The sequence below is a fragment of the Micromonospora sp. CNB394 genome (assembly GCF_000374985.1).
In the GTDB taxonomy this organism is placed as follows: Bacteria; Actinomycetota; Actinomycetes; order Mycobacteriales; family Micromonosporaceae; genus Micromonospora; species Micromonospora marina.
Map to the genome: position 1 here is coordinate 14,093 of NZ_KB895837.1, position 25,111 is coordinate 39,203.

The window sequence follows — 25,111 nt, forward strand, 5'->3', positions numbered from 1 at the left end:
CGACAAGGAGAACCTCCATGGACCTGGATTCCGAGACGCTGACCAGAATCTCGGCGTTGTCCCCACGTAAGCAGGCGCTGCTGGCCGAGCGGCTCCGGCGACCGGTGGGAACGGAGCACGCACCGATCGGGCGCCGGCCGGACGGCCCCGTCCCGCTCTCCTTCGCCCAGCAGCGGCTGTGGTTCCTGGACCAGCTCGACCCGGGCACGGCGCACTACAACATCCCCCTCGCCGCCACCATCCGGGGCCCGATCGACGTACCGGTGCTCGAACGCAGCCTCAACGTGCTCGTCGAGCGGCACGAGAGCCTGCGTACCAGCTTCGTCCTCGGTGACGACGGTCCGGTCCAGATCGTGCACGAACGAACCTGGGTGCCGCTGGAGGGGCACGACCTGGCCGACCTGCCCGAGCCGGACCGGAGCGCCGCCCTGGACGACCTGGTGGTGAAACACGCCAACCGGCCGTTCGCCCTCGACCGGGCGCCGTTGCTGCGGGTCGGGCTGGTGCGTCTGGGACCCGCCGAACACGTGTTGATGGCCTCGATCCACCACATCATCGCCGACACCTGGTCGATGGAGCTGGTGCTGCGGGAGCTGTCGGTGACCTACGAGGCGCTGACCCACGGGCAACGCCCGCCTCTGGACGACCTCGCGGTGCAGTACCCCGACTACGCCTACTGGCAGCGGTCGGCCCTGCAAGGGGAGGCACTCGACGCGCAGGTCGCGTACTGGCGGGACCAGCTCGCCGGAGAGGTGCCGGTGCTGGACCTGCCCACCGACCGGGCCCGCCCGGCACAGCAGAGCTACCGGGGCGCGCAGTACGTCGAGTGGCTGCCGGCGGATCTCGCCGAGCGGGCACGGGAACTGGGCCGCGAGGCGCGTACCGGAACGTTCAGTGTCTTCCTCGCCGGCCTCGCCGCGCTGCTGGGCCGGTACAGCGGCCAGGACCGGGTCGGCATCGGCACCCCGGTGGCGAACCGGGGCCGACCGGAGCTCACCGGCATGGTCGGCTACCTGTCGAACACGGTGCTGTTGCGGACGGACCTGCGTGACGACCCGACCTTCACGGAGCTGTTGGCCCGCGCCCACCGGACGAACCTCGGGGCCCTGGCCAACCAGGACCTACCCTTCGACCGGATCGTGGAGATCGCCCAGCCCGACCGGGATCTCAGCCGGACGCCGCTGATCCAGGTGATGTTCGTCTTCCGGGCCGGCGACGGCCCCGAGCCCGGGGCACCGGCCGTCCTTCCCGGGCTCGACGAGGCACTGGCGATCGACAACCACACCGCCAAGTTCGATCTGACCTTCGGCTTGGAGGAGAACGGCGGCACCTTCCGGCTCGCGGTCGAGTACAGCACCGACCTGTTCGACGAGGCGACCGTCGTCCGGATGGTCGGGCACCTGACCACCCTGCTCACCGCTGCACTGGCCGACCCGACGCTCCGGCTGGCCGACCTGCCGCTGCTGACGGCGCCGGAGGAGGAACAGCTCGTCGTCGAGTGGAACCGCACCGACACCGCGTACCCGTCCGACCGCTGCCTGCACGAGCTGATCGAGGAACAGGTCGACCGAGACCCCGAAGCGCTCGCCGTGGTCACCGGCACGGGACGGCTGACGTACGCCGAGCTGGACGCCCGGGCGAACCAGCTCGCCCACCACCTGATCGCCCGCGGCGCCGGGCCGGACGTGCCGGTGGGGATCTGCCTGGAGAAGTCCCTCGACCTGGTCGTCGGTCTGCTGGGTATCGCCAAGGCCGGCTCGGCCTACCTGCCGTTGGACCCGACGTACCCGGCGGAGCGGCTGCGGTACATGCTGGACGCCGCCGCCGCACCGCTGGTGGTGGGTACGGCCGCGAGCGCCCCGTGGGCTGCCTCGGTCCCCGGCGTCCGGCTCGTCGACGTCGAGGCGGACCGGGCGGCCGTCGCGGCGGAGCCGAACCGGCGGCCGCGCCCGGCCGTCACCCCGGAGAACCTGGCGTACGTCATCTTCACCTCGGGCTCCACCGGGCGGCCGAAGGGGGTGCTCCTCGACCACCGCGGCCGGGTCAACAACTTCAGCGACTTCAACCGCCGATTGGGGATCGGTCCCGGCGACCGCCTGCTCGGGCTGGCCGCCACCGGGTTCGACATGTCCGCCTACGACGTGTTCGGCACGCTGATGGCTGGGGCCACCCTGGCACTGCCGGACCCGGGCACGGAACGCGACCCGGAACACTGGCACCGGGTGGTCGCCGAGCACCGGGTGACGGTGTGGCACACCGTGCCGGCCCTGCTGGAGATGTTCGTCGAGGCGGGTGAGTCGGTCGGGGCCGGTCCGCTGCCGATCCGGCTCGCGCTGCTCGGCGGGGACTGGATCCCGCTCAGCCTCCCCGACCGACTCCGGGCCCTGGCACCCGGTGTGCGGGTGGTCAGCCTCGGTGGCGCCACCGAGGTGTCGATGGACTCGACGATCTACCTCGTCGACGAGGTGGACCCCACCTGGCGCAGCATCCCGTACGGCCGGCCGATGGCCAACCAGCGGTGCTTCGTCCTGGACTCGCGGATGCGACCGGTGCCGGTCGGGGTGCCGGGCGACCTGTACCTGGCCGGCGTCGGCGTCGGCCGCGGCTACCTCGGCGACACCGAGTTGACCCGCGCCAAGTTCCTTCCCAGCCCGCTGCCGCAGTGGCCCGACGAGCGGCTCTACCGCACCGGCGACCGGGCCCGGTACCGCTCCGACGGCAACCTGGAACTCCTCGGCCGCAGCGACTTCCAGGTCAAGATCCGGGGCTGGCGGATCGAGCCCGGTGAGGTGGAGAGCGCGCTGCGCGCCCAGGACGGTGTCAAGGAGGCCCTGGTCACCGTCTCACCCGACGACGGTACGCCCCGACGGCTGATCGCTTACCTGGTCGCCGAACCGGGCGGCTCACTGGACCCGGCCGTGGTCCGGGCGGCGGCGCAAGAGATCCTTCCCGACTACCTGGTCCCGGCCGTGCTGATGCCGCTGGAGTCGTTCCCGCTGACCCCGAACGGCAAGATCGATCGAGGTCGGTTGCCCGCCCCCGACGCCGGCGGCGAGGCCGCCGGAACCCCGTACGTCGCCCCCCGGGACCGCACCGAACAGGTTCTCGCCGACATCTGGTCGGAGCTTCTCGGGCTGGACCGGGTGGGGATCGAGGACAACTTCTTCGCCCTCGGTGGCGACTCCATCACCACCATCCAGGTGGTGTCCAGGGCCCGGCGGGTCGGCGTGTCCCTCTCACCCCGGCAGATGTTCCAGCACCAGACGATCGCCGAGTTGGCCCGGGACGCGTCGACCGTCTCCGACGAGGAGCCCGGCGCTCCGGACGAACTGCCGCCGCTGACCGCACCGACCCCGGCGGAACTGGCCCGGCTGCGGGCTGAGATTCCCGACCTGGTCGACGTGTACCCGTTGCCGCCGATGCAGCGACACATGCTGCGCCGGCAGTTGGCCCACCCCCGTCCCGGGCAGTACGTCATCCAGGCCGACTACCTCTTCGTCCGCGACGGGCTCGACCTGGACGCGCTCACCGAGGCGTGGCAGTACGTGGTGCGTCGCCACCCCACCCTGCGTACCTCCTTCCACTGGGCGGGCCTGGCCGAGCCGGTGCAGGTCGTCCACGCCGACGCGACCATCCGGATCAGCCGTCACGACCTGCGGGGTCTCGACACCGCCGGGCAGGTCGCCCGGCAGGACGAGATCGTCGATGCGGACCGGGCGGCGGGCTTCGACCTGGGCGCCGCGCCGCTGCTGCGCCTGCACCTGTTGCAGATCGACGACGGCACCTACAAGTACGTCTGCACCAACCACCACATCGTGCTCGACGGTTGGTCCCGGGCCATCGTGCAGCAGGAGGTCTTCGCGGTCTACCAGGCGATCCTCGACGGCGAGACGCCACGGCTGCCGACCCTGACCCCGTTCCGGGACTACGTCGCCTGGCTGCGCGGGCGGGACCTGGACACGGCGGCCCGGTTCTGGCGTGACCACCTGGCCGGCTTCGACGGGCCCACCCCCGTGGTGGCCGCCGTGGGGCGGCCGGACCCGGTCGTGGGAACCGAATTCGCCAAGCAGCGGATCCCACTGGACCCGGTCACCCACGAGGCACTGGCCGAGTACTGCCGGGTGCACCGGCTCACCGTCAACACCGTGATCCAGGGAGCGTGGCTGCTGCTCATGGCGGCCTACACCGGGCGCAGGGACGTCGTGCTCGGGGTCACCTCGTCCGGCCGGGCGACGGAGTTCCCGGGCGTGGACACGGTCTCCGGGCTGTGCATGAACACGCTTCCGGTACGCGTCACGGTGGACCCGGACCGGAAGGCAAGGGAATGGCTGGCCGACCTTCAGGCGGATCAGGTGGAGCTGCGGCAGTACGAGTACAGCTCGGTGGAGGAGGCGCTGGGTGTGGAACTGCTCGACCTCTTCGAGTGCATGATGGTCTTCGAGAACTATCCCTGGGACGGCTCACTGAACAACCTCGCCTCCCGCGTCGACCTGGAGCATCCCCTCGCCCAGGCCGACTACCAGGTGGCCCAGTTCGAGTTCCCGCTCCGGGTCGAGGTGGTGCCGGGCGCCGACACGCTCCTGATCATGCACTACTACCCGGGTGTGTTCGACCACGACACGGTGACGGCGATGATCGCCGACTGGGACGCCACCATCGCCGGCCTGGCCGCTCGTGGGGACGGGCCGCTCGGCGGCGTCGCCGTCACCACCGCCCGGCGCGGAGCAGGCCGGTGAGCCCGGTGACCTGGCGGCTCTGCCTGGCCGGCGCCGGCAACGTGGGCCGCTCACTGATCGACCTGCTCGACGAGCGTGGTCCGGACCTGGCCGCTCGGTACGGCGTACGCCTGGCGGTGGTCGGTGTCGCCGAACTCGGCGGCGCCGCGCTGCACCTGGACGGGCTGGACCTGTCGACGCTGCGCGCCACCCTGTCCGGCGGGCGGGCGCTGGCCGACCTGCCCGGCGTGGGCAGACCAGGGCTGGAGCCGCTGCCGCTGCTCGCGGAGTGCGGCGCGGACATCCTGGTCGAGGCGACCCCGGTGAACCTGACCGACGGTCAGCCGGCCCTGGACACGGTCCGGTATGCCCTCACCCACGGCGTCCACGCCGTACTCGCCAACAAGGCGCCCCTCGCCCTGCGCTACGCGGAGCTGGCTGCCCTGTCCCACCCGGCCGACCGGTGGCCGGCCGGGCCGGCCGCAACCGCTGCGACCCCGTCGGCCGGCCGGCTCCGCTTCAGCGCCACCGTCGCGGGCGCCCTGCCGGTGGTCACCATCGGCCGCCGGGACCTGGCCGGCGCCCGGATCCACCGGGTCGAAGCAATATTCAACGGCACGTCGCAGAGCGTGCTGCGCGCGATGGAGGCAGGCGTCGACTTCGCGGACGCGGTCCGGGACGCCCAACGACGTGGCATCGCCGAGGCCGACCCGAGCCTCGACGTCGGCGGACACGACGCCGCCTGCAAGCTGGCTATCCTGGCCAACGCGGTCCTCGGCCAGCCGACCGCCCTCGCCGACATCGCCGTCACCGGCATCGACACCTGCACCCCGGCAGACCTTGCCGCCGCCCGCGACCGGGGGGAGCGGATCGTGCCGCTCTGCCTGGCCGAGCGAACGGACACCGGCTACCACCTGGCCGTACGACCGGCTCCACTGCCGCAGGACCACCCGCTGGCGATGATCGGTCCGGACGAGATGGCGGTGTCGTTCACCACCGACCGGGTCGACCGGCTGGTGGCGGTCAGCCTGGAGCCGGGCCCCGAGCCGGCGGCGGCGGCCCTGCTCCGGGACATCCTCGACATCGCCGGCGCACAGCCGACCGGCCCGACATCCGGCGGTACACATGCGCAGTGAGCAGCACACGACCGGCGCTCCGGTGCTGGTGGGACCGGGTCGGCTCGACCTCACCCCCGAGGAGGCCGCCCAGGTCCACGACCTGGTCGACACCCTTCGGGCGGCGCACGGCACGGCGGACTCATCGGCCTTCCTGCGGGACGTGGCGGTGGCCGGCGGCCAGTTACCGGCCCGACTACGCCGGTTCCTGACCGAGCTGCGGACCGCGGAGCAGCACGCGACCTGCGTCATCTCCGGTTTCCAGGTCGACGACGCGTCGATCGGGCCGACGCCGGCGGGCTGGTCCCACCAGCCCGACCGCCGGACCACCCTGACCGAGGAGATGTGGCTGGTGCTCTGCGCCACGGCACTCGGGGACGTGTTCGGCTGGGCTACCCAGCAGGAGGGAGCCCTGGTCCACGACATCTGCCCCGCACCCGGCTTCGAGCACAGCCAGCTCGGCAGCGGTAGCACCGAACTGCTGTGGTGGCACACGGAGGAGGCCTTCCACCCGTTGAAGTGCGACTACCTGGGGCTTCTCTGCCTGCGTAATGACGCCCGCGTCCCCACCACCTTCGCCACCGTGGAGAATCTCCACCTCGACGAGGCGACCCGCGAGGTGCTCTTCGAACCGCGTTTCGTCATCCGGCCCGACGACTCGCACCTGGAGCAGACCCACGGCTCGTCGACGGCGACCGGACGGACCGCCGTCCTGCTCGACGCGGCCCGTCGGCGGGTCCGGGAGATGAACGAGCGGCCGTTCCCGGTCGCGGTGCTCTCCGGTGACCCGTCGTCGCCGTACCTGTCAATCGACCCGTTCTACATGCGGGTGCCGGAGGACGACCCGGTCGCCGCCGAGGCGCTACGGCGGATCTGCGCGGCCATCGACGGATCCCTCCAGGAGGTGGCGCTGGCACCGGGGGAGATCCTGTTCATCGACAACTTCCGGGCGGTACACGGACGGCGGCCCTTCCAGGCCCGCTACGACGGCCGGGACCGCTGGCTGAAGCGCGTCAACATCACCCGGGACCTGCGCAAGTCCCGGGCGTTCCGGCACCGCACCGACTCGAGGATCATCTACTGATGGACACCCGCCAGGGCGCCCCGTCGCGCCACCTGACCCTGCTCATCGGCGAGTTCGCCGTGCACCGCCTCGCGCCCGACGCGCCCGTACCAGGGTGGGCGCTGGCCGGAAGCACCCCGTTCACGTCGGTCACCCGCACCCGGCACGAACTGTCTCTCATTCTGCCCGTCGAGGCCGTGCCGCCACCCTCGCGTACCGACGCGGTGTGGCATTGCCTGCGCGTCGAAGGACCGTTCGGACTGGACGAGCCGGGAGTCCTGCACAGCGTGGTCGCACCGCTGGCCGCAGCCGGCGTGAGTGTGTTCGCCGTCGCCACCTATGACACTGACCACCTGCTCGTCACCGACCTGCCCGGGGCGCTCGCAGCCCTGACCGGCGCCGGGCACCGGGTGGAACGGGAGGAGCCATGAACGGGCGGCCCGTGCAGACCGGGGCCAACCCGTGGGTGGTGCGGTGGCGGCACGTTCCCCGGCCGCGACTGCGCCTGTTCTGCTTCCCGTACGCCGGTGGCGGCGCGGCGGTGTACCGGGAGTGGCCGGCGCTGCTGCCCGAGGACGTCGAGGTGTGCGCGATCCAGCCGCCGGGGCGCGAGAACCGCTCCGGCGAGCCGCTGCTGGACCGGGTGGAACAGCACCTGCCGCCCCTGACGGAGGTGCTGCAGGCTGCGGGCGACGTTCCCTACGCGACCTTCGGGCACAGCCTCGGCGCGATGGTCAGCTTCGAGGTGGTGCGCCGGCTGCACCGCGCGGGCGGGCGGCTGCCGACCCGGATGTTCGTCTCCGGACGGCCGGCTCCGCAGATCGGGCCCTCCTACACGCCCATCCACGAACTGCCGGACGACGAGTTCTGCGCCAGCATCGTCCGGCTCAACGGCACCGACGCCGACCTGTTCACCCATCCGGAGTTGGCCGCCTACTTCGTCCCGATTCTCCGCGCCGACTTCGCGGTCAGCGAGCGACACCGCCACGTCGCCGGTGCCGCCCTCCCGGTACCGGTCACCGCCTACTGCGGGGCGGAGGACCCCACCGTGTCACCGGAGGTGATGGCGGGCTGGGCGGAGCAGACGTCAGCTTCCTTCGCGCTGCGGGTCCTTCCCGGCGACCACTTCTTCCTCCGGTCGGCCCGGTCCCCACTGCTGGCCGACGTGGCCCACCACCTGCGTCCCCGGCCGGCCCCCGCCGGGCGGTCCCAACCGGTCCCGACCTCGACCCGTAAGGAGTAGGCCCATGTGGCCCAGCATCATCACCATCGAGAAGTTCCTCGACGACGACGACCTTGACACCATCCAGGAGAGCATCGACGCAGCGGCGTTCGTCGACGGTGCGGTCTCCGCCGGGGGTGGCAACCTGGACGTGAAGAACAACCGGGAAATGGCCGCCGAACAACCGTACGTCGAGATCGTCAAGCTGGTGGAGCGGGCGATCCGGCGCAGCCTGGAGTTGAACTTCTCCGTATTTCCCCGCGCCATCACCCGGGCCATCGTCAACCGCTACGACGAAGGCATGTCGTACGGCATGCACATCGACTCGCCGGTCATCGGTTTCATGGCCCAGCAGCAGGCGTACGGTTCGTTCGGGCAGAACTACCTGCGCAGCGACTTCTCGATGACCGTCTTCCTGACCGACCCGGCGAGCTACGACGGCGGTGAGCTGACCTTCGCCAGCCCGTGGGGGAGCCGGGTCTACAAGTTGCCGATCGGCTCCGCGGTGATCTATCCGACCGGGATGCCACACGAGGTGACCACGGTGACCCGTGGATCCCGCCTCGCCGCGATCCTGTGGATGCAGAGCATGATCCGCGACCACGAGCAGCGCCGACAGGTCAGTGACCTGAATGTCCTCGCGCAGGAACTCCTCGCCCTCGACCGGACCTCACCGCTGGCGCTCAAGGCCCGCGACCTGGCGGCCAACGCGCTCCGCCTGGCCGCGGACGTCTGACGACGGGTCTCAGCGCAGCCAGTGCTCCAGGGACCGCTGGAGGTTCGCCGGGCAGGACAGGAAGGCCAGGTGTGCTCCCTCCAACTCCTCGTACTCGACCTGCGCACACTCCGTCCAGCCCGGCCGGACCTGGTCGGCCGGCACGACGTCGTCGCCGGTCCAGCCGAGCAGGGTCACCGGCACCGGGACCCGCGCCCCGGCCGGGTAGGAGTAGTCGCGTTGGGTCTCCAGGTCGTGCCGGAGCACCTGGGTCAACAGGTCGACGAAGTCCTCCCGGACAGGAACCCCCGCTCGCGCGAACAACAGCCGGGTCTCGGCGTGCAGGTCCGCCGTCGACAGGTCGACGAAGTTGAGGTAGCCGTACAGGCCACGGTGTGGCGCCCCCCAGGACGAGGCCACCAGCCGCCGGGGCAGCGGGCAGCCCCGGCGTTCCAGCTCGAAGATCGTCTCCAGGGCGTACGGGACCGCGCCGCAGTGCCCCACGAAGTAGTAGTCGCGGTCGAGGTACGGCAGCAGCGCGTCCGCCAGATCGTGGGCGAACGCGCGATGCGTGCGGTGCGCCGGCTCCCGCGTGCGGTTCTCCCGCCCGGGGGGTTGCACCGCCACCACCGCCACCTCACCGATCCGCGCCGGCCAGGGACGGTACGACGAGGCACCCACCCCGGCGTACGGAAAGGCGAATGCGAGGGGGCCGGCCGGCGGGGCGGGCACGAACCATCGGCCCGGCCGGACGGGAACCGCGGTTCTCGGTTCGGGTGCCATCGCGCCATGGTAGCCCGGATCGGGGCGGGAAACGGTGGCCCCGCTTCGCTTGACCTGTTCTTTCGCATGGACCAGGCTGGCCCGATGGAGGCGGCGACGTACCTGGCGGCCATCCGCACGGACAGTGACCGGCTGGTCCGGGCCGCGGTCCGTGATCTCCACGCCCCGGTGGCCTGTTGTCCGGGCTGGACGGTGCGGGACGTCGTCGAGCACCTCGCCGTGGTCTACCTGGACAAGATCGCCCAGACCCGGTTGCTGCGGGAACCGTCGCCGTGGCCACCCCCGGCACCGCCGGATCCGATCAAATGGCTGACCGACGCCCGGGACGATCTGGTCGACCTGTTCGCACGGCTGGGGCCGGCCGCGCCGTCGCACACCTGGCATGCGCCGGACCAGACCGTCGGTTTCTGGCTCCGACGGATGGCTATGGAGACCGCCGTCCACGCCGGTGACGTGACTGCGGCGTTCGGCGAGCGTGGCACCGTCGATATGGCGCTGGCGGTCGACGGGATCGACGAGGTGCTCGAAGTGATGCTGGCGGGGGACTGGTCGGACGCGCCGCAGCCCGGACCGGATCACCAGGTGCGGCTGCTGGCCGGCGGTCGCTCCTGGCTGATCTCGCTGGCCACTGAACTCGTGACCGTCGACCGGGATCCACCGCCACCCGGACCGGCGGAGGGAGTCGTCGAGGCCACCGCTTCCGATGTGTTCCTGTGGTTGTGGCGCCGGCTTCCCGACGAAGCGGTCGGCCGCCGGGGAGACCAGGCCGCGGTGGCCCGGCTGCGGGACTGGATGGGTGTCGTCACCGATTGACCGGTCCCGCTGACAGCTTGCGGCTGAGCTGCCTGCCCAACGGCCGCCGCTGCAGCACACATGTGCCGCCTGGGTAGCAGGATGGGGTTCAGGCGCTTCCAGTGCCTCTCGGGCGTGTCCGGTCCTGGTGCAACCACCAGTCTTTCCCGTCGGCGGCGCCACGCGGCCACACGTCGAGAAGATCGCCCGGGGTCAGCCCGAGCGTCCGCTCGATTTCGCCCGGCGTGAGGTCACGTAGCGAGTCGGACAACGACCGGACCAGGTCCAGCCAGTACCCGCGCAGGGTGGACTCGCTGAGGAACAGGCGTTTCGCCACCTGCGCGTAACTGAGCCCGCGGGCCCGGCCGTGCAGGATCTGTCGCTGTCGCTCGCTGAGCACAGTAATGCAGCCGCGTCGGACGAGGACCTCCAAGATGCCGACAACCGGCTGTGGTATGACTGTGCCCCCGGCGGCGACCTCCACGATGAGTTGTTCCGCGCGTTCGGTCGGAAGCGCCTTGGGGACGATACCGCTGGCACCCGCCGCAAGGCAGGCGGCGAGGACGAAGCGGCGTTCCTCCTGGCTGTAGACGCAGACCTGGTAGTTGTGCTCGCGTAGCACGCGGATCGCGGCGACGCCCTGGCGTACGTCGGGCTGCCCGCCGTTAACCAGGTGCAGGTCGAGCACGACGACGTCCACGTCATGGCGGCCACGGACCAACTCCTCGACCGTCGACACCGACGCGACGACGTCGAGGCGAGTCATGAGCAGCTCGAACGCCTCCCGGATCAGCGGTACGTCGTCGACGATGGCCGCCGTGGGCTTCACGCCACGCCCCTCAACCTCGACCGGTCCTGCTTCTGTCGGGGGGAGGAGATCATCACCGTCGTTCCCTCACCGACAACGGATTCGATCTCCACGTGCAGGCCGAGCCGACGCAGCTCACCGACGACGACCTGCCGCAGCCCGACCCCGAGGGGCGCCGACGACGGATCGAAGCCGACGCCGTCGTCCCGCAGGGTCAACGTCCACGCTCCTGCCTCGTCCCGATCCGCGTGCAGGACGACCTCGCGAGCCCGAGAGTGCGTACGGATGTTGAGCAGCAGGCTTTCCAACGCACGTTCGAGCGCCTCCGCCTGGTCGGGTGGCAGTTCGGTTTCGGCACCCAGGTCGAGCAGCGTATCGACCCGCAGGTCGGCGAACCGGTAGCACACCCGCTCGACCAACGGGCCGAGGGTGACGCGGCCACCGGTGGCGTCGTCGGGGCCGGGACGGCCATTCAGGTAGGAGCGCATGCGGCGCAGTTCCACCTCGGCCTGGTCGATGAGGCGGGCGCGCAGGGCACCGGTGGTGGGTTCGGTGAGCAGCCGCATGAGGGCGACCCCGTTGTGCAGCACCACCTGAGCCCGTCGCTCCTCCTCCCGCCGTGCCAGTTCCGCGGCCAGGGCCCGGGAGGCGTCGGCGTCGCGGGCGATGCGCCGCGTGTAGCCGAAGAACATGCGGCACACCAGCGCGTACACCACGTAGGTGAGGATGTTGCCGGCGGTCGTCGAGGCCATCGCCTCGTACACGCGATCACCCAGATAGATGACGTAGCAGGCGATGACGCCGAGCAGCCCTCCAGCCCACAGGGCGAGGCTGCGGACGCCGCTCGCCGTGATGACGATCGATAGCGCGTACGCGGGCTGAAACCCGATCCAGGTGCCCAAACGCTCCTCGGGCACCAGCACCAGGGGCCCGACGAGCAGCAACACGCATGCCAGCGCGAAGTCGGCCGTCGCGACCGCGGAACCGAGAGGTCGACGCTGCACCAGTGTCGCCGTGCTCACGCCGAGTGACGCCATGACCGCGAGCGTCCAGCAGGCTAGGTAAGCGGTCGGGCGTGGTGACGTCGTCACGCCCGCGTGGACGGACGGAACCATCTGCGCGACCGTTCCCACCCGAACACCGGTGACGAAGTATGAGAATGCCCGCTCAACGCCAGCCCCGGTCGTCGGCATTCCCGTGGCCCGACGCCAGCTCGTCCAGCCCTTCATGTGCTCCGTCCGACTGGTGCTCCAAAGTTCGCGGATCCGTTGGGTCACAGCGCCCCGTCGCAGCCCGACGATGACGGTACTTGAACCGCAGCCGTCGTAGACCGCAGGGAGGTGACCAACGGCCCGCGACCGCCGTACCGGCTGGTGACGTGCGGGTACGGGGGCCACGCGTGACGGTAGGGCGAATGGTCGATGTGTCGGCGGCGACCGGTGAAAGGGCACCCGCTGAGCAGGACCGGCGCCGGCGAGTAGAGGGACTCACCAGGAGGTCGGTGACAGCTCCTTTGAAAGCTGGCCGGCTACACGAGCCGCGATTGATGGGGAGAAAACATGACATATGAGATCGCAGGTTATACACCATCCCGATCCACTACCGATCGGACCCATGTGCGACGCGCTGCAGACCGGGAACGACGGGTGCTCGGCGTCGACATCAACACCGTGCTGCTCGCCGCCGAGGTGTCCGACACCACGCGGGCCGAACTGCTCATCGTCGCGCCGGTCCCGGCTCAGGTGCCGCTACCCACGGAGGTCTTCGACGAGCTGCGCGGCCGCGACGTCAAGGTGCGGGTTCTCTTCGGGTCCGGCACACAGCCCTTGACGGACCCGGTAGCGACTCTGGCACGCGAGGGGATTGCGCTACCAGCTCCGCTTGCCCTGCCGCATTTCCTCCTGGTGCGCGACCGTACGGCGGTCTACCTGCCGCAACAGGATCCGGGGCGCCCGGGGAACGGCCGGCTGACCCGCGTTCACAGCGTCGTGCTGGGCGACTCCCTGGCGACGGCGTGGGGCCTGATGTGGGACACCGCGTCGCGGCGGGCACGGCACGCTCGGACGGCCGCGACGGTCGACGACGGCGAGGAGCTGATCCGCGCGCTGAGCGACGGCCTGACCGACGATCAGGCGGCAGCGACGCTGCACATGAGCCGGCGCACCTTCGCCCGGCGTGCCTCCGAGATGATGCATCGACTTCACGCGCGCACGCGTTTTCAGGCCGGTGTCCACGCTGCGCGGCGCGGCTGGGTCTGATCGAAGGGCCCGGTAGGGCGCCGGCCAGTGCCGCCCACTGCACGCAGGACCTCCAGGCCCGCCGAAAGACGTCGAACCCCGGTCCGAGATGCGGTCGCGGTCTGCTGAGATGGAGAGGTGACCGGTGACGATCTGACGGTGCATGCCCGCCAGCCAGCGCGAACCCGTATCGGCCGGGGTCTGGCCCCCCATCACGCGGCGTGTCGGCGCGCGCTGGCCAGCTCGGGGAACCGCGCTTCCCACAGATGGCGAACCTGCGGAGGCAACACCAGGTTCGGCGTAGGCCCTCGCAGGTCGTCGAGCCGGTCGGCGACCATGTAGGGCCGCTGGTCGGCGTAGCGGGAGCCCGCCGGCGCTCCGGCGGTGTCGGCACCCATGATCGGCCGGCCTCCTCAGGCCGTTCCTGATGACTACACCAAGACCCACGGTAGTCGATGCTGCTGCTGCGGCGGAAGGTCGCGCCTGCCGTGTCGGGCTCGTCCCGTCCCCCAATCGATGTCGGCGGAGACGTCACGCGGCGCAGGAGTCAAACCGGCCAGCCCGACAGGGTAAGCGCTTGACCATCCGCGGTGACGAGCCCGGTGATGGAGAAGATCGCAAACTCGGGATGAGGCGGCAGGGCGCGGGACGGGTCGCACTTCGAACGGCCGATTTTTCTGCTCATACGGATTTTTCGACCTGTCCTGGCGCGGCGCTGACGACCAACCTGCGAAGTTGGCGGCGGGCGCGATAGCCGCCCACCCCGAACTCTCGCCCGATATTCGACTGGGCGGTGGCGTGCCGCGAGCAGGGACCTGAGCGAGAATGGGCCAGTTCGAACTCCGTGCAACCCTGGAAGGAACCTCCCTTGGCCGGTGGACTCGTAGCCCTGCTGGATGACGTGGCGGTGCTGGCCCGAGCCGCTGCCGCGTCGATCGATGACATCGGGGCGGCCGCCGCGAAGGCCGGCGCCAAGGCTGCGGGCGTCGTCGTCGACGATGCTGCCGTCACGCCGCAGTACGTACGGAACCTGACGGCCGAGCGTGAGTTGCCGATCATCAAGCGTATTGCCCTGGGGTCGCTGCGCAACAAGTTCTTCATCATCCTGCCGGCGGTGCTGCTGCTCAGTCAGTTCGTGCCCTGGCTGCTCACTCCGATCCTCATGCTCGGCGGCGCGTACCTCTGTTACGAAGGCGCGGAGAAGGTGTGGGCCAAGATCGCCCATCACGATGCCCACGGCGCGGGCGAGGAAAAGGTGCAGGACGAGACGACACTGGTGTCCGGGGCGGTACGAACCGACCTGATCCTCTCGGCGGAGATCTTGGTCATCACCCTCAACGAGGTGATCGATGAGGCCTTCTGGTCCCGCCTGGCGATCCTGGCTGTCGTCGCCGTCGTCATGACCGTCCTGGTGTACGGCGCGGTGGCCCTGATCGTGAAGATGGACGACGCCGGGCTGCGCCTGTCGCAACGTTCCGGCGCCGTCGCCACGTTCGGTCGCGGTCTGGTGAGGGCGATGCCGGTAGTCCTCACCGTGCTGACGGTGGTCGGCACCGCGGCGATGCTGTGGGTGGGCGGGCACATCCTGCTGCTGGGCACGAACGAGCTGAACCTGCACTTCCTGTACGAGGCCGTGCACCACGTGGAGGTCGCCGCCCACGACGCCACGGGTGTTCTCGGCGGGCTCGTCGGCTGGCTCGTCAACACGGTGGCCAGCGCGATTCTCGGGCTGATCGTCGGAGCGCTGGTCGTGCTGGTCATGACTCTCACGCTCCACCGCCGCACGTCCAAGCCTGCGGCCGCGACTGCGGCGGGCACGACTCGTACTGACGGCACCGTCCCCGCTCAGCCGAGCCGTGCAGCTCAGCATCGCGACGCTCCTGCGAACCGCGCGCCACGCGGTTGACCGCCGGATCATCGCTGCTCGACCACGGGGGCCAGGCGTTCTGATGCTGAACCGCTCAGTGGACCGCAGCCGGGACCTCGCCGGGTGGCTGGTGACGCCGCTGTTCACCCTTGTGGCCGCGCCGGTACTCGCCTGCGTCGCCGGCGTGCTGGCGACCTTCGCGGCCGGGAACGACGGGACGCCGGCGCTGTGCGCGGAGAGCAAGGCCTACAACCTGTGCGAGGAGACGATCCTCGGTGTGGCCGCCCTGCATGTGGCGATTGCCGGCGGCATCTGGTTGCTGCTCTGGGTGCTCCCCTGGTGGCGGGGCCTCCGGACCGCCCGGGTCGTGCTCGCCGTCGCCGCCACCGTCGTGCTGGTGCTGCTGCCGGTGCGGATGGCGGCATAGGCCGAGGCGCTGCGGCCCGCGTCGACGGGCTTCTCGTCCGCGACGCCCGGCGCCGGGCCGATGATCGGGCGTCGTCCGGGCCGGGAGCGAGGTGCGAGGGCGTCCCGCTCGGCGGGGTGCGGCCAGCCGGGAGGTGGCACGACGCCGCGCACCGAGCCGTCCATCGACGTTCATCCAACAGATCGATGTGCGTAAGCTCCGCCCGATCAGATCTGGGGAACCTACCGAGGAGGTTCCATGGATCGTCGAGCGATGTTGCGGGCCACTGTTGTCGGTGCGGGCGCTGTCGCCCTGCCGTTCACGGCGTGGTCGGCGGCTTACGGAGCGCCGGCGCAGAACGCCGCCGGCCCCTACGGCGGGCTGCTGTCCGCCGACGCCAACGGCATCCAGTTGCCGGCCGGCTTCACCAGTTCGATCGTCGCGCGTTCCCGCCAGACGGTGCCGGGGACGTCGTACACCTGGCACGACGCTCCGGACGGCGGCGCGGTGTTCCCGAACGGCACCGGGTGGATCTACGTGTCGAACTCCGAAGTGTCGGCCGGTGCGGGCGGCGGTGCGTCACGTCTCCTCTTCAACTCCAGCGGTGCCGTGATCGGGGCGTCGCGGATCCTCTCCGGCAGCAACAACAACTGCGCCGGCGGGAAGACGCCGTGGAACACCTGGCTGTCCTGCGAGGAGGTGTCCCGGGGCCGGGTCTTCGAGACGTACCCGCTCGGCGGGACCGCCGTGGCGCGTCCCGCGATGGGCCGGTTCAAGCACGAGGCGGCCGCAGCCGACCCGGTCCGCCGGGTCGTCTACCTGACCGAGGACGAGAGCGACGGCAAGTTCTACCGGTTCGTGCCGACCACCTGGGGCGACCTCTCTGCCGGAACCCTCCAGGTCCTCCGCGCCGGTACGGCCACCTCGGGCACGTTCACCTGGGCCACCGTGCCCGACCCGGACGGCTCGCCCACGCCGACCCGGCAGCAGGTGTCCGGCGCGAAGACGTTCAACGGTGGCGAGGGCTGTCACTACGCGGACGACACCGTCTGGTTCACCACGAAGGGCGACAACCGGGTGTGGCAGGTCAACCTGGCGGCCGGCACGTACGAGCTCGCCTACGACGACAGCCTGGTCACCTCCGGCACCGCACCGCTGACCGGTGTCGACAACATCACCGGGTCCACTGCCGGTGACCTGTACGTCGCCGAGGACGGCGGCAACATGGAGATCTGCATGATCACGCCGGACGACAAGATCTCCGTCTTTCTGCGGATCACCGGGCAGAGCGGTTCGGAGATCACGGGACCGGCGTTCACCCCGGCCGGGGACCGGCTGTACTTCTCGTCGCAACGCGGCACGAGCGGCTCGTCCTCCGGCGGCATCACCTACTGCGTCACCGGTCCGTTCCGCCGATGACGGGTTCCCGGCCGCGCTGACCCGCGCGGGCTCCGGGTGGCCGTTCGCGACAGCCGGGGCCGGCGGGCAGCGGCACAGCCGGGAGGGACCTGTCACTTCCCTCCCGGCCGCGGCGTCCCGCCGGTCAGCCGACCGTCGCCACCTGTGCCCGCGGGGCGAGGTGGCGGGCGTACGCGCCGGTGGTGAAGAACGCCGGCAGGTCCTCGCCGAGCGCGGTGTCCTCCACGATCCGCGCCGCCTGCCCGGCGCGCTCGCGGTCGGCGTCGTCGCGGCCGGCGGTCAGCGCGGCCAGTTCCTCGGCGAGGATCGACCGGACGAGGTCCTCGGTGACGCAGCCGCCGCCGGCCAGCGGGGTGCGGTGGTGCAGCCACTGCCAGACCTGGCAGCGGGCGATCTCGGCGGTCGCCGCGTCCTCCATCAGGTTCCACAGTGCCACCGCTCCGGTGCCGGCGAGCCAGGCGTCGACGTAGCGCAGCGCGACCGCGATGTCGGACCGTAGCCCGGCGGCGGTGACCTGGCCCGGGGTCTTGTCGACGGCGAGCAGGTCGGTGGCGGTGACGTCGACGTCGTCGCGGAGCCGGTCGAGCTGGTTCGGGCGGTCGCCCAGCACCGCGTCGAACTCCTCCCGGCAGGTGTCGACCAGGCCCGGGTGTGCGACCCAGGAGCCGTCGAATCCGTCGCCGGCCTCGCGCCGCTTGTCCGCGCGTACCCGGCGCAGCGCCGTCTCGTTGACCTCGGCGTCGCGGCTGGGGATGACCGCGGCCATGCCGCCGATCGCGTGCGCGCCGCGCCGGTGGCAGGTCGCGACGAGCAGTTCGGTGTACGCGCGCATGAACGGCACCGTCATGGTGACCTCGGAGCGGTCCGGCAGGACGAAGTCCGGCCACTGCCCGAAGTTCTTGATGATGCTGAAGATGTAGTCCCACCGCCCGGCGTTGAGCCCTGCCGAGTGCTCCCGCAGCTCGTAGAGGATCTCCTCCATCTCGAAGGCGGCGGTGATCGTCTCGATCAGGGTGGTGGCCCGGATGGTGCCCTGGGGCAGGTCGAGGTACCGCTGGGCGAAGACGAACACGTCGTTCCACAGCCGCGCCTCGCGGTGGCCCTCCAGCTTCGGCAGGTAGAAGTAGGGGCCGGCGCCGATGTCGAGCTGCCGGCGGGCGCAGTGGAACAGGTACAGGCCGAAGTCGAAGAGGCTGGCGGAGATCGGGCGCCCGTCCACCACGACGCCCTTCTCCACCAGGTGCCAGCCGCGCGGCCGGACCACGATGGTGGCCGGGTCGTCGCCGAGGGCGTACCGCTTGCCGCGCGCGTCGGTGAAGTCGATCCGCCGGTCCAGCGCGTCGATCAGGTTGAGCTGCCCGGAGATGACGTTGTGCCAGGTGGGGGCGGTGGCGTCCTCGAAGTCGGCGAGCCACACCTGCGCCCCCGAGTTGAGCGCGTTGACTGTCATCTTGCGGTCGGTGGGCCCGGTGATCTCGACCCGCCGGTCCAGCAGGCCGGGCGCGGGTGGTGCGACCCGCCAGGTGGGGTCGGCGCGGATCGCGGCGGTCTCCGGCAGGAAGTCGGGCAGCTGACCGGTGGCGTAGCGGTCGCGGCGGGCGCGGCGGGTGTCCAGCAGGGCCACGCGGCGGGCGGCGAACTCGCTGTCCAGCGCCACCAGGAACTCCAACGCCCCGGGGGTGAGGACCTCGTCGAACCGTTCCGTTATCGGGCCGATGATCTGGTGTCTCATCGTAGTTGCGGCGTGGAGCCCGGCCGTTCAACTCAGGGCCGGAAGGAAGCGCCGCTCCCTCCTCTCAGGAGATCGGCTTACACAATGGACTGGTACGGTGTGATCCGTGAAGGGGGTGGTGAAGCGGGCGTACCGGTACCGCTTCTATCCGTCTCCGGAGCAGGCCGAGCAGTTGAACCGCACGTTTGGGTGCGTTCGCGTGGTCTTCAACCGGGCGTTGGGGGAACGCACGCGGGCGTGGGTGGTTGACCGGCGCCGCACCACCTACGTGCAGACGTAGGCGTGGCTGGCCGAGTGGAAGCGCACGCAGGAGTTGGCCTTTCTCAACGACGTCAGTTCGATCCTCGCCGCTGGGCTGGCGGAGAGGTGAAAGGCCTGCGGAGCTGACGTAAGGCCGCACAGGAGTCCTTCCTACGGGCAGTCGGCGATGAAACAGGAAACTCCACCGGTGACGGTGGGGAATTCCGGCCCTTCGGCCGGGAGGACGTCAAGCGAACTGCTCCTCCTCGGTGGAGCCGCGCAGCGCGGTGGTCTCGGCCGCCGGGTTGAGCACGGTGCTGATCAGGTCGAAGTAGCCGGTCCCGACCTCCCGCTGGTGCTTGACCGCGGTGTAGCCTGCCGCCTCGGCGGCGAACTCCCGCTCCTGCAACGCGACGTACGCGGACATGCCCTCGGTGGCGTAGCCGCGGGCCAGGTCGAACATCGAGTGGTTGAGCGCGTGGAAACCGGCCAGGGTGATGAACTGGAATTTGTATCCCATGTGGCCCAGCTCCCGCTGGAACTTGGCGATCGTCGCGTCGTCGAGGTGCTTGCGCCAGTTGAACGACGGCGAGCAGTTGTAGGCCAGCATCTGGTCCGGGTACTCGGCCTTGATCGCCTCGGCGAACCGGCGGGCGACCTCCAGGTCCGGGGTGCTGGTCTCCATCCACAGCAGGTCGGCGTGCGGCGCGTAGGCCAGGCCCCGGGCGATGCACGGCTCGATGCCGTCGCGGACCCGGTAGAAGCCTTCGGCGGTGCGCTCGCCGGTGACGAACGGCTGGTCCCGCTCGTCCACGTCCGTGGTGAGCAGGGTGGCGGCCTGTGCGTCGGTGCGGGCGACGACCACCGTCGGGACGCCGGCCACGTCCGCGGCCAGCCGCGCCGCTTCGAGGGTACGGATGTGCTGGCCGGTCGGGACCAGGACCTTCCCGCCGAGGTGGCCGCACTTCTTCTCGGCGGCGAGTTGGTCCTCCCAGTGCACCCCGGCGGCGCCGGCCGCGATCATCGCGGTCATCAGCTCGTAGGCGTTGAGCGGGCCGCCGAACCCGGCCTCGGCGTCGGCGACGATCGGCGCCAGCCATCGGGTCGCGTCGGTGTCGCCCTCGGCGGTGGTGATCTGCGCGGCGCGCAGCAGCGCGTTGTTGATCCGGCGAACCACCGCCGGCACCGAGTTGGCGGGGTACAGGCTCTGGTCGGGGTAGGTGTGCCCGGCCAGGTTGGCGTCCGCGGCCACCTGCCAACCGGACAGGTAGATCGCCTTCAGGCCGGCGCGGACCATCTGCACCGCCTGGTTGCCGGTGAGCGCGCCCAGCGCGTGGACGTAGTCCTCGGTGTGCAGCAGCCGCCACAGCCGGTCCGCGCCGTGCCGGGCCAGGGTGTGTTCCTCCTGGATCGCGCCGCGCAGGCGGATCACGTCCTCGGGGCGGTAGCTGCGCCGTACCCCGCGCCAGCGGGGGGCGGTCTCCCACTCGGTACGCAACTGCTCGACGGCGTTCGGCATGACGTGTCCCTTCTGTGGTGGCCGGCGGCGGAGGACGTGAGCCGGGCCGGTGTGGCGCCCACGGTCACACGGGCCCGGTGGCCGGGGCGAGAGACGGAATCAGCCAAGTTCTGGGAATTTCCGGCGGTGGTTTGCGAAGTTGCGAACAGATATATTCGCAGCCTGTTAAGGACCGGCGGCACGCAGCGGGAGGTGACGGCGATCGCCAAGACGTTCGCCGGCGCCCGGCTGCGCCGGCTCCGGGAGGAACGCGGGCTGAGCCAGTCCCACCTGGCGCGACTGCTGGCCATCTCGCCGAGCTACCTCAACCAGATCGAGCACGACACCCGGCCACTGACGGTGCCGGTGCTCATGCGCATCACCGAGGTGTTCGGCGTGGACCCGACCGTCTTCGCCCCACGGGACACCCCACGCCTGGTCGCCGGGTTACGGGAGGCGCTGTCCGGCCGGGTCGGCGTCGCCGACCTCACCGAACTCGCCACCCGGCTGCCCGAGGTCGCCGAGTCGGTCATCGACCTGCACCGCCGCTACCGGCAGGCCGACGAGCAACTCGCCGAGCTGCTCGGCGACCGCGAGACGGCGGGCCGCAGCCCGCACGACCGGGTGACCGAGTTCTTCTACCGGCGGCAGAACTACGTACCGGAACTCGACGAGGCCGCCGAGCGGCTGGCCGGGACGGTCGGGCTGCGCCGGGGCGAGGTCCGTGCCATGCTGCAGGACCGGCTGGCCGACCGGCACGGCGTGCACGTACGCCACGACGACGCCCTCGCGCTCGGCGACGAGCTGCACCGCTACCGCCCGCAGACCCGCACCCTGCACCTGTCGGCGTCGTTGCGGGCCGGGCAGGAGGCGATGCGGATGGCGGCGCAGATCGCGCTGCTGGAGTACGCCGACGTGATCGACGAGATCGTCGAGCAGGAGCGCTTCGACGACACGCAGACCCAGATCCTCACCCGAGTCGGCCTGGCCAACTACTTCGCCGCCGCGTTGATCCTGCCCTACGAGCGGTTCCTGGCCGCCGCGGAGCGGCGCAGGTACGACATCGACCTGCTCACCCAGCACTTCGCGATGGGCTGGGAGACGGTGTGCCACCGGCTCAGCACACTCCAGCGCCCTCGCGCCCGCGGGGTGCCGTTCTCCTTCGTCCGGGTCGACCGGGCCGGCAACATGTCCAAACGCCAGTCCGCCACCGGGTTCCCGTTCTCCCACACCGGCGGCACCTGCCCCCTGTGGAACGTCTACGAGGCGTTCGGCGCGCCCGGCCGGGTCGTCGTGCAGGTCGCCGCGATGCCCGACGGGCAACGCTACCTGTGGATCGCGCGCACCATCACCCGCCACCACGGCGGCTACAACCAGCCGGGCAAGGTCTACGCGGTCGGGCTGGGCTGCGAGACCCGTCATGCGGACCGGCTCGTCTACTCGGCCGGCATGGACCTGCACGCGGCCGAGGCGGCCACCCCGATCGGCCCCGGCTGCAAGACCTGCGAGCGGATGACCTGCCCCCAGCGCGCGGCGGCTCCGATCAGCGGACGGCTCGACCTGGACGAGAACCGCAGCACGTTCATCCCGTACCCGCTGAAGGGGGCGGGGTTCGTGGGTGGTGCTGCGGGTACGGGTGGCCGCGCGGAGATCAGTACCGGTCGCGGAGGATCCGTTTCATCTGGGTGATCTCCTCTTCCTGCGACTGCACGATCTGGCCGCAGAGGGCGATGATCTCCGGGTCGGTGATGTCGGACTCCTGGCAGACGAGGACCGCCCGGGAATGGTGGGGGATCATCGACTTGAGGAAGTTCTCGTTGCCCACGAAGGGTTCGGTGCGCACCGCCGCGAAACCGGCGACGAAGAGGGCACCCAGCACCGAGTAGAGCACGATGTTGAGACGTCGATCGGTGAACATCTGATGCATGACGCCCATCATGATCACACCCATGACGGCGACCATGATCACCGACATGTAGAAATTGCTCAGATTGAGAAAGAAGTCTGACCACCTGCGGATCTGGGACAGCGTGAGGACGAACATGACGGCCAGGCTGATCAGCAGGACCAGACCGAAGCGGATGTAGTTGCCTCTCATTTTCCCTCCGGCCGTGATGGTTGGTTCCGTCCAGGTTCGCCCAGACTAAGGCCGCCACCCGCTCCGATCCTCACGATGGGCGAACCCGTCCTCCCCGTCCTCCCCGTCGCGCCATCTGCCGTACCTGTTGATTCGCCTCGTCCACGGAGCAGCCGGTGGCCCGCATCAGGTCACTGGCGGTCACCCGCACCTGGGTCGCGACGGAGGCGGCGAAGTTCTGCAGTCCGCCTTCCACGGCTCGGCCCGCCTCGTCGGCCGCCCGCAGGATGTGCCGCCGGGTTCGGTCGTGCGGCTTGTCGGCCCCTACCTCCCGCTGCAACTGCTGTACGGCGTCCGCGAGCGCCGCCACGGCGTCGGGAAGATGATCAGGGATCTTCTCCCCGTACTCCACCATCGTCGCCGATTGCCGGGCGAGGTTCTGGCTGTCGGTGATGGCGCGGGTCAGGTGCGCGACGCCGTGGGCGTACCGTTCGTAGTGCTGCCGCCAGTGCCACCTCGCCGGCGCGACCGTGACCACCTCCTCCGCGCCGCTGAGCGCCTCGCGGAGCCGCTCCACGTCCGGTCCCATGGCACGCAGGCCGTCCATCGCCCGCGCGGCGCGGCCCGCCTCCCTGGTCCGCATCGCCGCCTCGGTCTCCCGGAGGTACCCCGCGAGCGCGTCGAAGACCGGTGATGCCGCCCGGCGCATGACGCGCAGCGGATGCAGTGGCAGCAGCACCGCCACCACCAGCAGACCCACCAGGCTTCCGGTCGCGGCGTCGACGATCCTGGGCAGTTCCAGGTTCTGCTGGCTGGAGGAGAGCGTGGCGATCAGGACCGCCGTACCACCCACCTGGCTGACCACGGTGCCGCCCCGGCCGGTGAGTCCGAGGGCCACCCCGATGGCCAGGGCGACGATGACACCCGTCTGCCACGGGCCGGTGCCGATGAGCAGGACCAGCCCGTCGCCGATGGCGATGCCCAGGCCCACCCCGAACAGCAGTTCGACCGTACGGCGTGTGCGCTGCCCGATCGCCGCGGCGATCGTGCCGACCGCGGCCGTCGGTGCGAAGACCGGATTCGGGTTGCCCAACAGGGTTGACGCCAGCCACCAGGACAGCGCCGCCGCCAGACCGGCCTGTGCCGCGATCAGCGCGATGATCTCCAGTTGACGCAGCCGCAATCGTCCCGCCCGGCTTGCCCGACTTCGGGTGCCGGTGATCAGGTTCCAGGCCCGGCGAGCCAGCACGACCAGCGGCGCCGGGCTGCCCCGCTTCGGCGGTGGTTCAGTCACGGCCGCGACTACCCGTCAGAAAGCCGCTGAATCGCGCATCCGGGTGCCGGACCCGGGCGCGTCGGCACCCTTCCATGCCTGCTTGCCGCCCCGGACTTCTACGCCTTCCACCGGGGGCAGCGGGATCTGCGGTGAAGCGACCGGGTCGTCTACTCGCCGGGCGTGCCGGTGTACCGCACGTTCGCGCAACGCTCTTCGGTAGGTTCGGCGCATGAGTGACGACACCTTCCGGTCGGTGGAGATCGAGCGCACCAGCGTGGGCAGGTACGTCGTGCGCAACGCCCGTGGCGGCGAGCTGTCGATGGGTGCGGGGGAGGACGCGACCTTCACGCCGGTGGAACTGCTGCTGGCGGCGCTCGGCGGCTGCACCGCCGTGGACGTCGACCACGTGACCAGCCGCCGCGCCGAACCGACCGGATTCGCGGTCTCGGTGAGCGGCGACAAGATCCGTGACCCGGAAGCCGGGAACCGGATGGAGAACCTCACCGTCACCTTCGCGGTGACGTTCCCGGCGGGTGCGGACGGCGACCGGGCCCGCGAGGCGCTGCCGCGTTCGCTGCGGCAGTCCCACGACCGGCTCTGCACGGTCTCCCGGACCGTGGAGCTGGGCACGCCGGTCTCCATCGTGGACGCGACCGACACGGGTTCGGCCGGGCCGCGATAGCCGGTCAGTCGCGGGGCAGCACGCCCAGGAGGGGCGCGGTCAGGGCCGTGTTCAGCGACTCCGCCATCTCCAGGTGCAGGCGGGCCAGTTCGGGCGCGGCCTGGTAGGCCGCCGCCAGGCTCGGCGGCGGTGTGCGGTACGCCGACAGCGCGCCGGCCAGCACCATGGTCTGGAGGCTGAACAGCGTCGCCTTCTCGCCCAGCTCGGGCAGGTGCCTGCCCATCAGGCCGGTACGCGGGCGTGCCAGCCGGTCGAACGGTTCGACGTGAACCTGCCCCGGCACGCGGTGGAGACGGTGCTGGCGCTGCTCGCCCGGCTCGGAGCGGTCGTCCACGACACCGCCGTCGCCGACGGCCACCTCGACGTGAGCGGCACCCTGCCGTCCGCCCGGGCGGCGACGGACGCGTTCCGGCGATAGGATCACCGGCGCCCGCCGCCGCCCGTACCCGTTGGAGCCCCGCTGT

At 70.8% G+C, this 25,111-nt stretch carries 24 protein-coding genes; 15 read left to right on the forward strand and 9 right to left on the reverse strand.

Annotated features, from left to right (window positions below):
* Positions 1-17 precede the first annotated feature (17 nt).
* From C569_RS30410 to C569_RS0116030, 6 genes are read left to right on the forward strand one after another with little or no spacing between them, the layout of a single operon-like run.
* Positions 18-4,736, forward strand: coding sequence for a non-ribosomal peptide synthetase (locus C569_RS30410; RefSeq protein WP_018786782.1), 4,719 nt, complete (start codon positions 18-20; stop codon positions 4,734-4,736).
* Entirely contained in the window at positions 4,733-5,851 is a 1,119-nt protein-coding gene (locus tag C569_RS0116010; RefSeq protein ID WP_018786783.1) for a hypothetical protein, read from the forward strand. Before C569_RS30410 ends, C569_RS0116010 begins: the two co-directional genes overlap by 4 nt.
* Positions 5,841-6,914 (forward strand): guanitoxin biosynthesis L-enduracididine beta-hydroxylase GntD, encoded by a 1,074-nt coding sequence (gene gntD, locus C569_RS0116015; RefSeq protein ID WP_018786784.1) that lies wholly within the window; start codon positions 5,841-5,843, stop codon positions 6,912-6,914. Before C569_RS0116010 ends, gntD begins: the two co-directional genes overlap by 11 nt.
* Positions 6,914-7,324, forward strand: a complete 411-nt coding sequence (locus C569_RS0116020; RefSeq protein WP_018786785.1) for an ACT domain-containing protein — start codon at positions 6,914-6,916, stop codon at positions 7,322-7,324. Before gntD ends, C569_RS0116020 begins: the two co-directional genes overlap by 1 nt.
* On the forward strand, positions 7,321-8,136 hold the full coding sequence (locus tag C569_RS30415) for a thioesterase II family protein (protein WP_018786786.1): 816 nt from the start codon (positions 7,321-7,323) through the stop codon (positions 8,134-8,136). The genes C569_RS0116020 and C569_RS30415 overlap by 4 nt, the downstream gene beginning before the upstream one ends.
* A 4-nt stretch (positions 8,137-8,140) precedes the next feature.
* Entirely contained in the window at positions 8,141-8,851 is a 711-nt protein-coding gene (locus C569_RS0116030) for a Fe2+-dependent dioxygenase (protein ID WP_018786787.1), read from the forward strand.
* Between the two features lie 9 nt (positions 8,852-8,860).
* Here C569_RS0116030 and C569_RS0116035 read toward each other — a convergent pair whose 3' ends face one another.
* Positions 8,861-9,613: a thioesterase II family protein gene (locus tag C569_RS0116035; RefSeq protein WP_036345989.1), complete on the reverse strand. Its 753-nt coding sequence runs from the start codon at positions 9,611-9,613 to the stop codon at positions 8,861-8,863.
* Between the two features lie 84 nt (positions 9,614-9,697).
* On the opposite strand from C569_RS0116035, the gene C569_RS30420 reads away from it, so the two are divergent.
* The gene (locus C569_RS30420; protein ID WP_018786789.1) at positions 9,698-10,426 is read left to right on the forward strand and encodes a maleylpyruvate isomerase family mycothiol-dependent enzyme; all 729 of its coding nucleotides are present in this window, start codon (positions 9,698-9,700) and stop codon (positions 10,424-10,426) included.
* An 88-nt stretch (positions 10,427-10,514) separates the two neighbouring features.
* Here the strand turns inward: C569_RS30420 and C569_RS0116045 are convergent, their stop codons facing one another.
* Positions 10,515-11,234: a response regulator transcription factor gene (locus C569_RS0116045; RefSeq protein WP_018786790.1), complete on the reverse strand. Its 720-nt coding sequence runs from the start codon at positions 11,232-11,234 to the stop codon at positions 10,515-10,517.
* Entirely contained in the window at positions 11,231-12,442 is a 1,212-nt protein-coding gene (locus C569_RS0116050) for a sensor histidine kinase (RefSeq protein WP_141708226.1), read from the reverse strand. Before C569_RS0116050 ends, C569_RS0116045 begins: the two co-directional genes overlap by 4 nt.
* Before the next feature lie 417 nt (positions 12,443-12,859).
* Between C569_RS0116050 and C569_RS0116055 the strand changes: the two genes are divergently transcribed.
* Positions 12,860-13,471 carry a hypothetical protein gene (locus C569_RS0116055; protein WP_018786792.1) on the forward strand — a complete coding sequence of 204 codons (612 nt, stop codon included), beginning with the start codon at positions 12,860-12,862 and terminating at the stop codon, positions 13,469-13,471.
* A 191-nt stretch (positions 13,472-13,662) separates the two neighbouring features.
* On the opposite strand, the gene C569_RS0116060 is transcribed toward C569_RS0116055, so the two are convergent.
* Positions 13,663-13,848: a hypothetical protein gene (locus C569_RS0116060; protein ID WP_018786793.1), complete on the reverse strand. Its 186-nt coding sequence runs from the start codon at positions 13,846-13,848 to the stop codon at positions 13,663-13,665.
* A gap of 470 nt (positions 13,849-14,318) precedes the next feature.
* Here C569_RS0116060 and C569_RS30425 point away from each other — a divergent pair, with 470 nt between their 5' ends.
* From C569_RS30425 to C569_RS0116075, 3 genes are all read left to right on the forward strand, one after another.
* Positions 14,319-15,356, forward strand: a complete 1,038-nt coding sequence (locus C569_RS30425; RefSeq protein WP_036345993.1) for a DUF808 domain-containing protein — start codon at positions 14,319-14,321, stop codon at positions 15,354-15,356.
* 43 nt (positions 15,357-15,399) lie between these two features.
* Positions 15,400-15,744 (forward strand): hypothetical protein, encoded by a 345-nt coding sequence (locus C569_RS0116070; RefSeq protein ID WP_018786795.1) that lies wholly within the window; start codon positions 15,400-15,402, stop codon positions 15,742-15,744.
* Positions 15,745-15,981: 237 nt separating this feature from the next.
* Complete coding sequence (locus C569_RS0116075; RefSeq protein ID WP_026268224.1) at positions 15,982-17,142, forward strand: alkaline phosphatase PhoX; 1,161 nt, start codon at positions 15,982-15,984, stop codon at positions 17,140-17,142.
* Between the two features lie 124 nt (positions 17,143-17,266).
* Here C569_RS0116075 and aceB read toward each other — a convergent pair whose 3' ends face one another.
* Positions 17,267-18,874 carry a malate synthase A gene (gene aceB / locus C569_RS0116080; protein ID WP_018786797.1) on the reverse strand — a complete coding sequence of 536 codons (1,608 nt, stop codon included), beginning with the start codon at positions 18,872-18,874 and terminating at the stop codon, positions 17,267-17,269.
* A 106-nt stretch (positions 18,875-18,980) separates the two neighbouring features.
* Here aceB and C569_RS32385 point away from each other — a divergent pair, with 106 nt between their 5' ends.
* Positions 18,981-19,154, forward strand: a complete 174-nt coding sequence (locus C569_RS32385; RefSeq protein WP_196806739.1) for a helix-turn-helix domain-containing protein — start codon at positions 18,981-18,983, stop codon at positions 19,152-19,154.
* A 207-nt stretch (positions 19,155-19,361) separates the two neighbouring features.
* On the opposite strand, the gene aceA is transcribed toward C569_RS32385, so the two are convergent.
* Positions 19,362-20,633 (reverse strand): isocitrate lyase, encoded by a 1,272-nt coding sequence (aceA, locus tag C569_RS0116090; RefSeq protein WP_018786799.1) that lies wholly within the window; start codon positions 20,631-20,633, stop codon positions 19,362-19,364.
* Positions 20,634-20,825: 192 nt separating this feature from the next.
* Between aceA and C569_RS30430 the strand changes: the two genes are divergently transcribed.
* Positions 20,826-22,301: a short-chain fatty acyl-CoA regulator family protein gene (locus C569_RS30430; protein ID WP_018786800.1), complete on the forward strand. Its 1,476-nt coding sequence runs from the start codon at positions 20,826-20,828 to the stop codon at positions 22,299-22,301.
* Here C569_RS30430 and C569_RS0116100 read toward each other — a convergent pair.
* Both C569_RS0116100 and C569_RS0116105 read right to left on the reverse strand, forming a co-directional pair.
* The gene (locus tag C569_RS0116100) at positions 22,264-22,710 is read right to left on the reverse strand and encodes a DUF305 domain-containing protein (protein WP_018786801.1); all 447 of its coding nucleotides are present in this window, start codon (positions 22,708-22,710) and stop codon (positions 22,264-22,266) included. The genes C569_RS30430 and C569_RS0116100 overlap by 38 nt on opposite strands.
* A 70-nt stretch (positions 22,711-22,780) precedes the next feature.
* Complete coding sequence (locus C569_RS0116105; RefSeq protein WP_155945554.1) at positions 22,781-23,983, reverse strand: aromatic acid exporter family protein; 1,203 nt, start codon at positions 23,981-23,983, stop codon at positions 22,781-22,783.
* Positions 23,984-24,194: 211 nt separating this feature from the next.
* Between C569_RS0116105 and C569_RS0116110 the strand changes: the two genes are divergently transcribed.
* Entirely contained in the window at positions 24,195-24,647 is a 453-nt protein-coding gene (locus C569_RS0116110) for an OsmC family protein (protein WP_018786803.1), read from the forward strand.
* A 4-nt stretch (positions 24,648-24,651) separates the two neighbouring features.
* Here C569_RS0116110 and C569_RS0116115 read toward each other — a convergent pair whose 3' ends face one another.
* Entirely contained in the window at positions 24,652-24,930 is a 279-nt protein-coding gene (locus C569_RS0116115; protein ID WP_018786804.1) for a hypothetical protein, read from the reverse strand.
* On the opposite strand from C569_RS0116115, the gene C569_RS33210 reads away from it, so the two are divergent.
* Positions 24,913-25,065: a hypothetical protein gene (locus tag C569_RS33210; RefSeq protein ID WP_018786805.1), complete on the forward strand. Its 153-nt coding sequence runs from the start codon at positions 24,913-24,915 to the stop codon at positions 25,063-25,065. The genes C569_RS0116115 and C569_RS33210 overlap by 18 nt on opposite strands.
* The last annotated feature ends 46 nt before the right edge of the window (positions 25,066-25,111 follow it).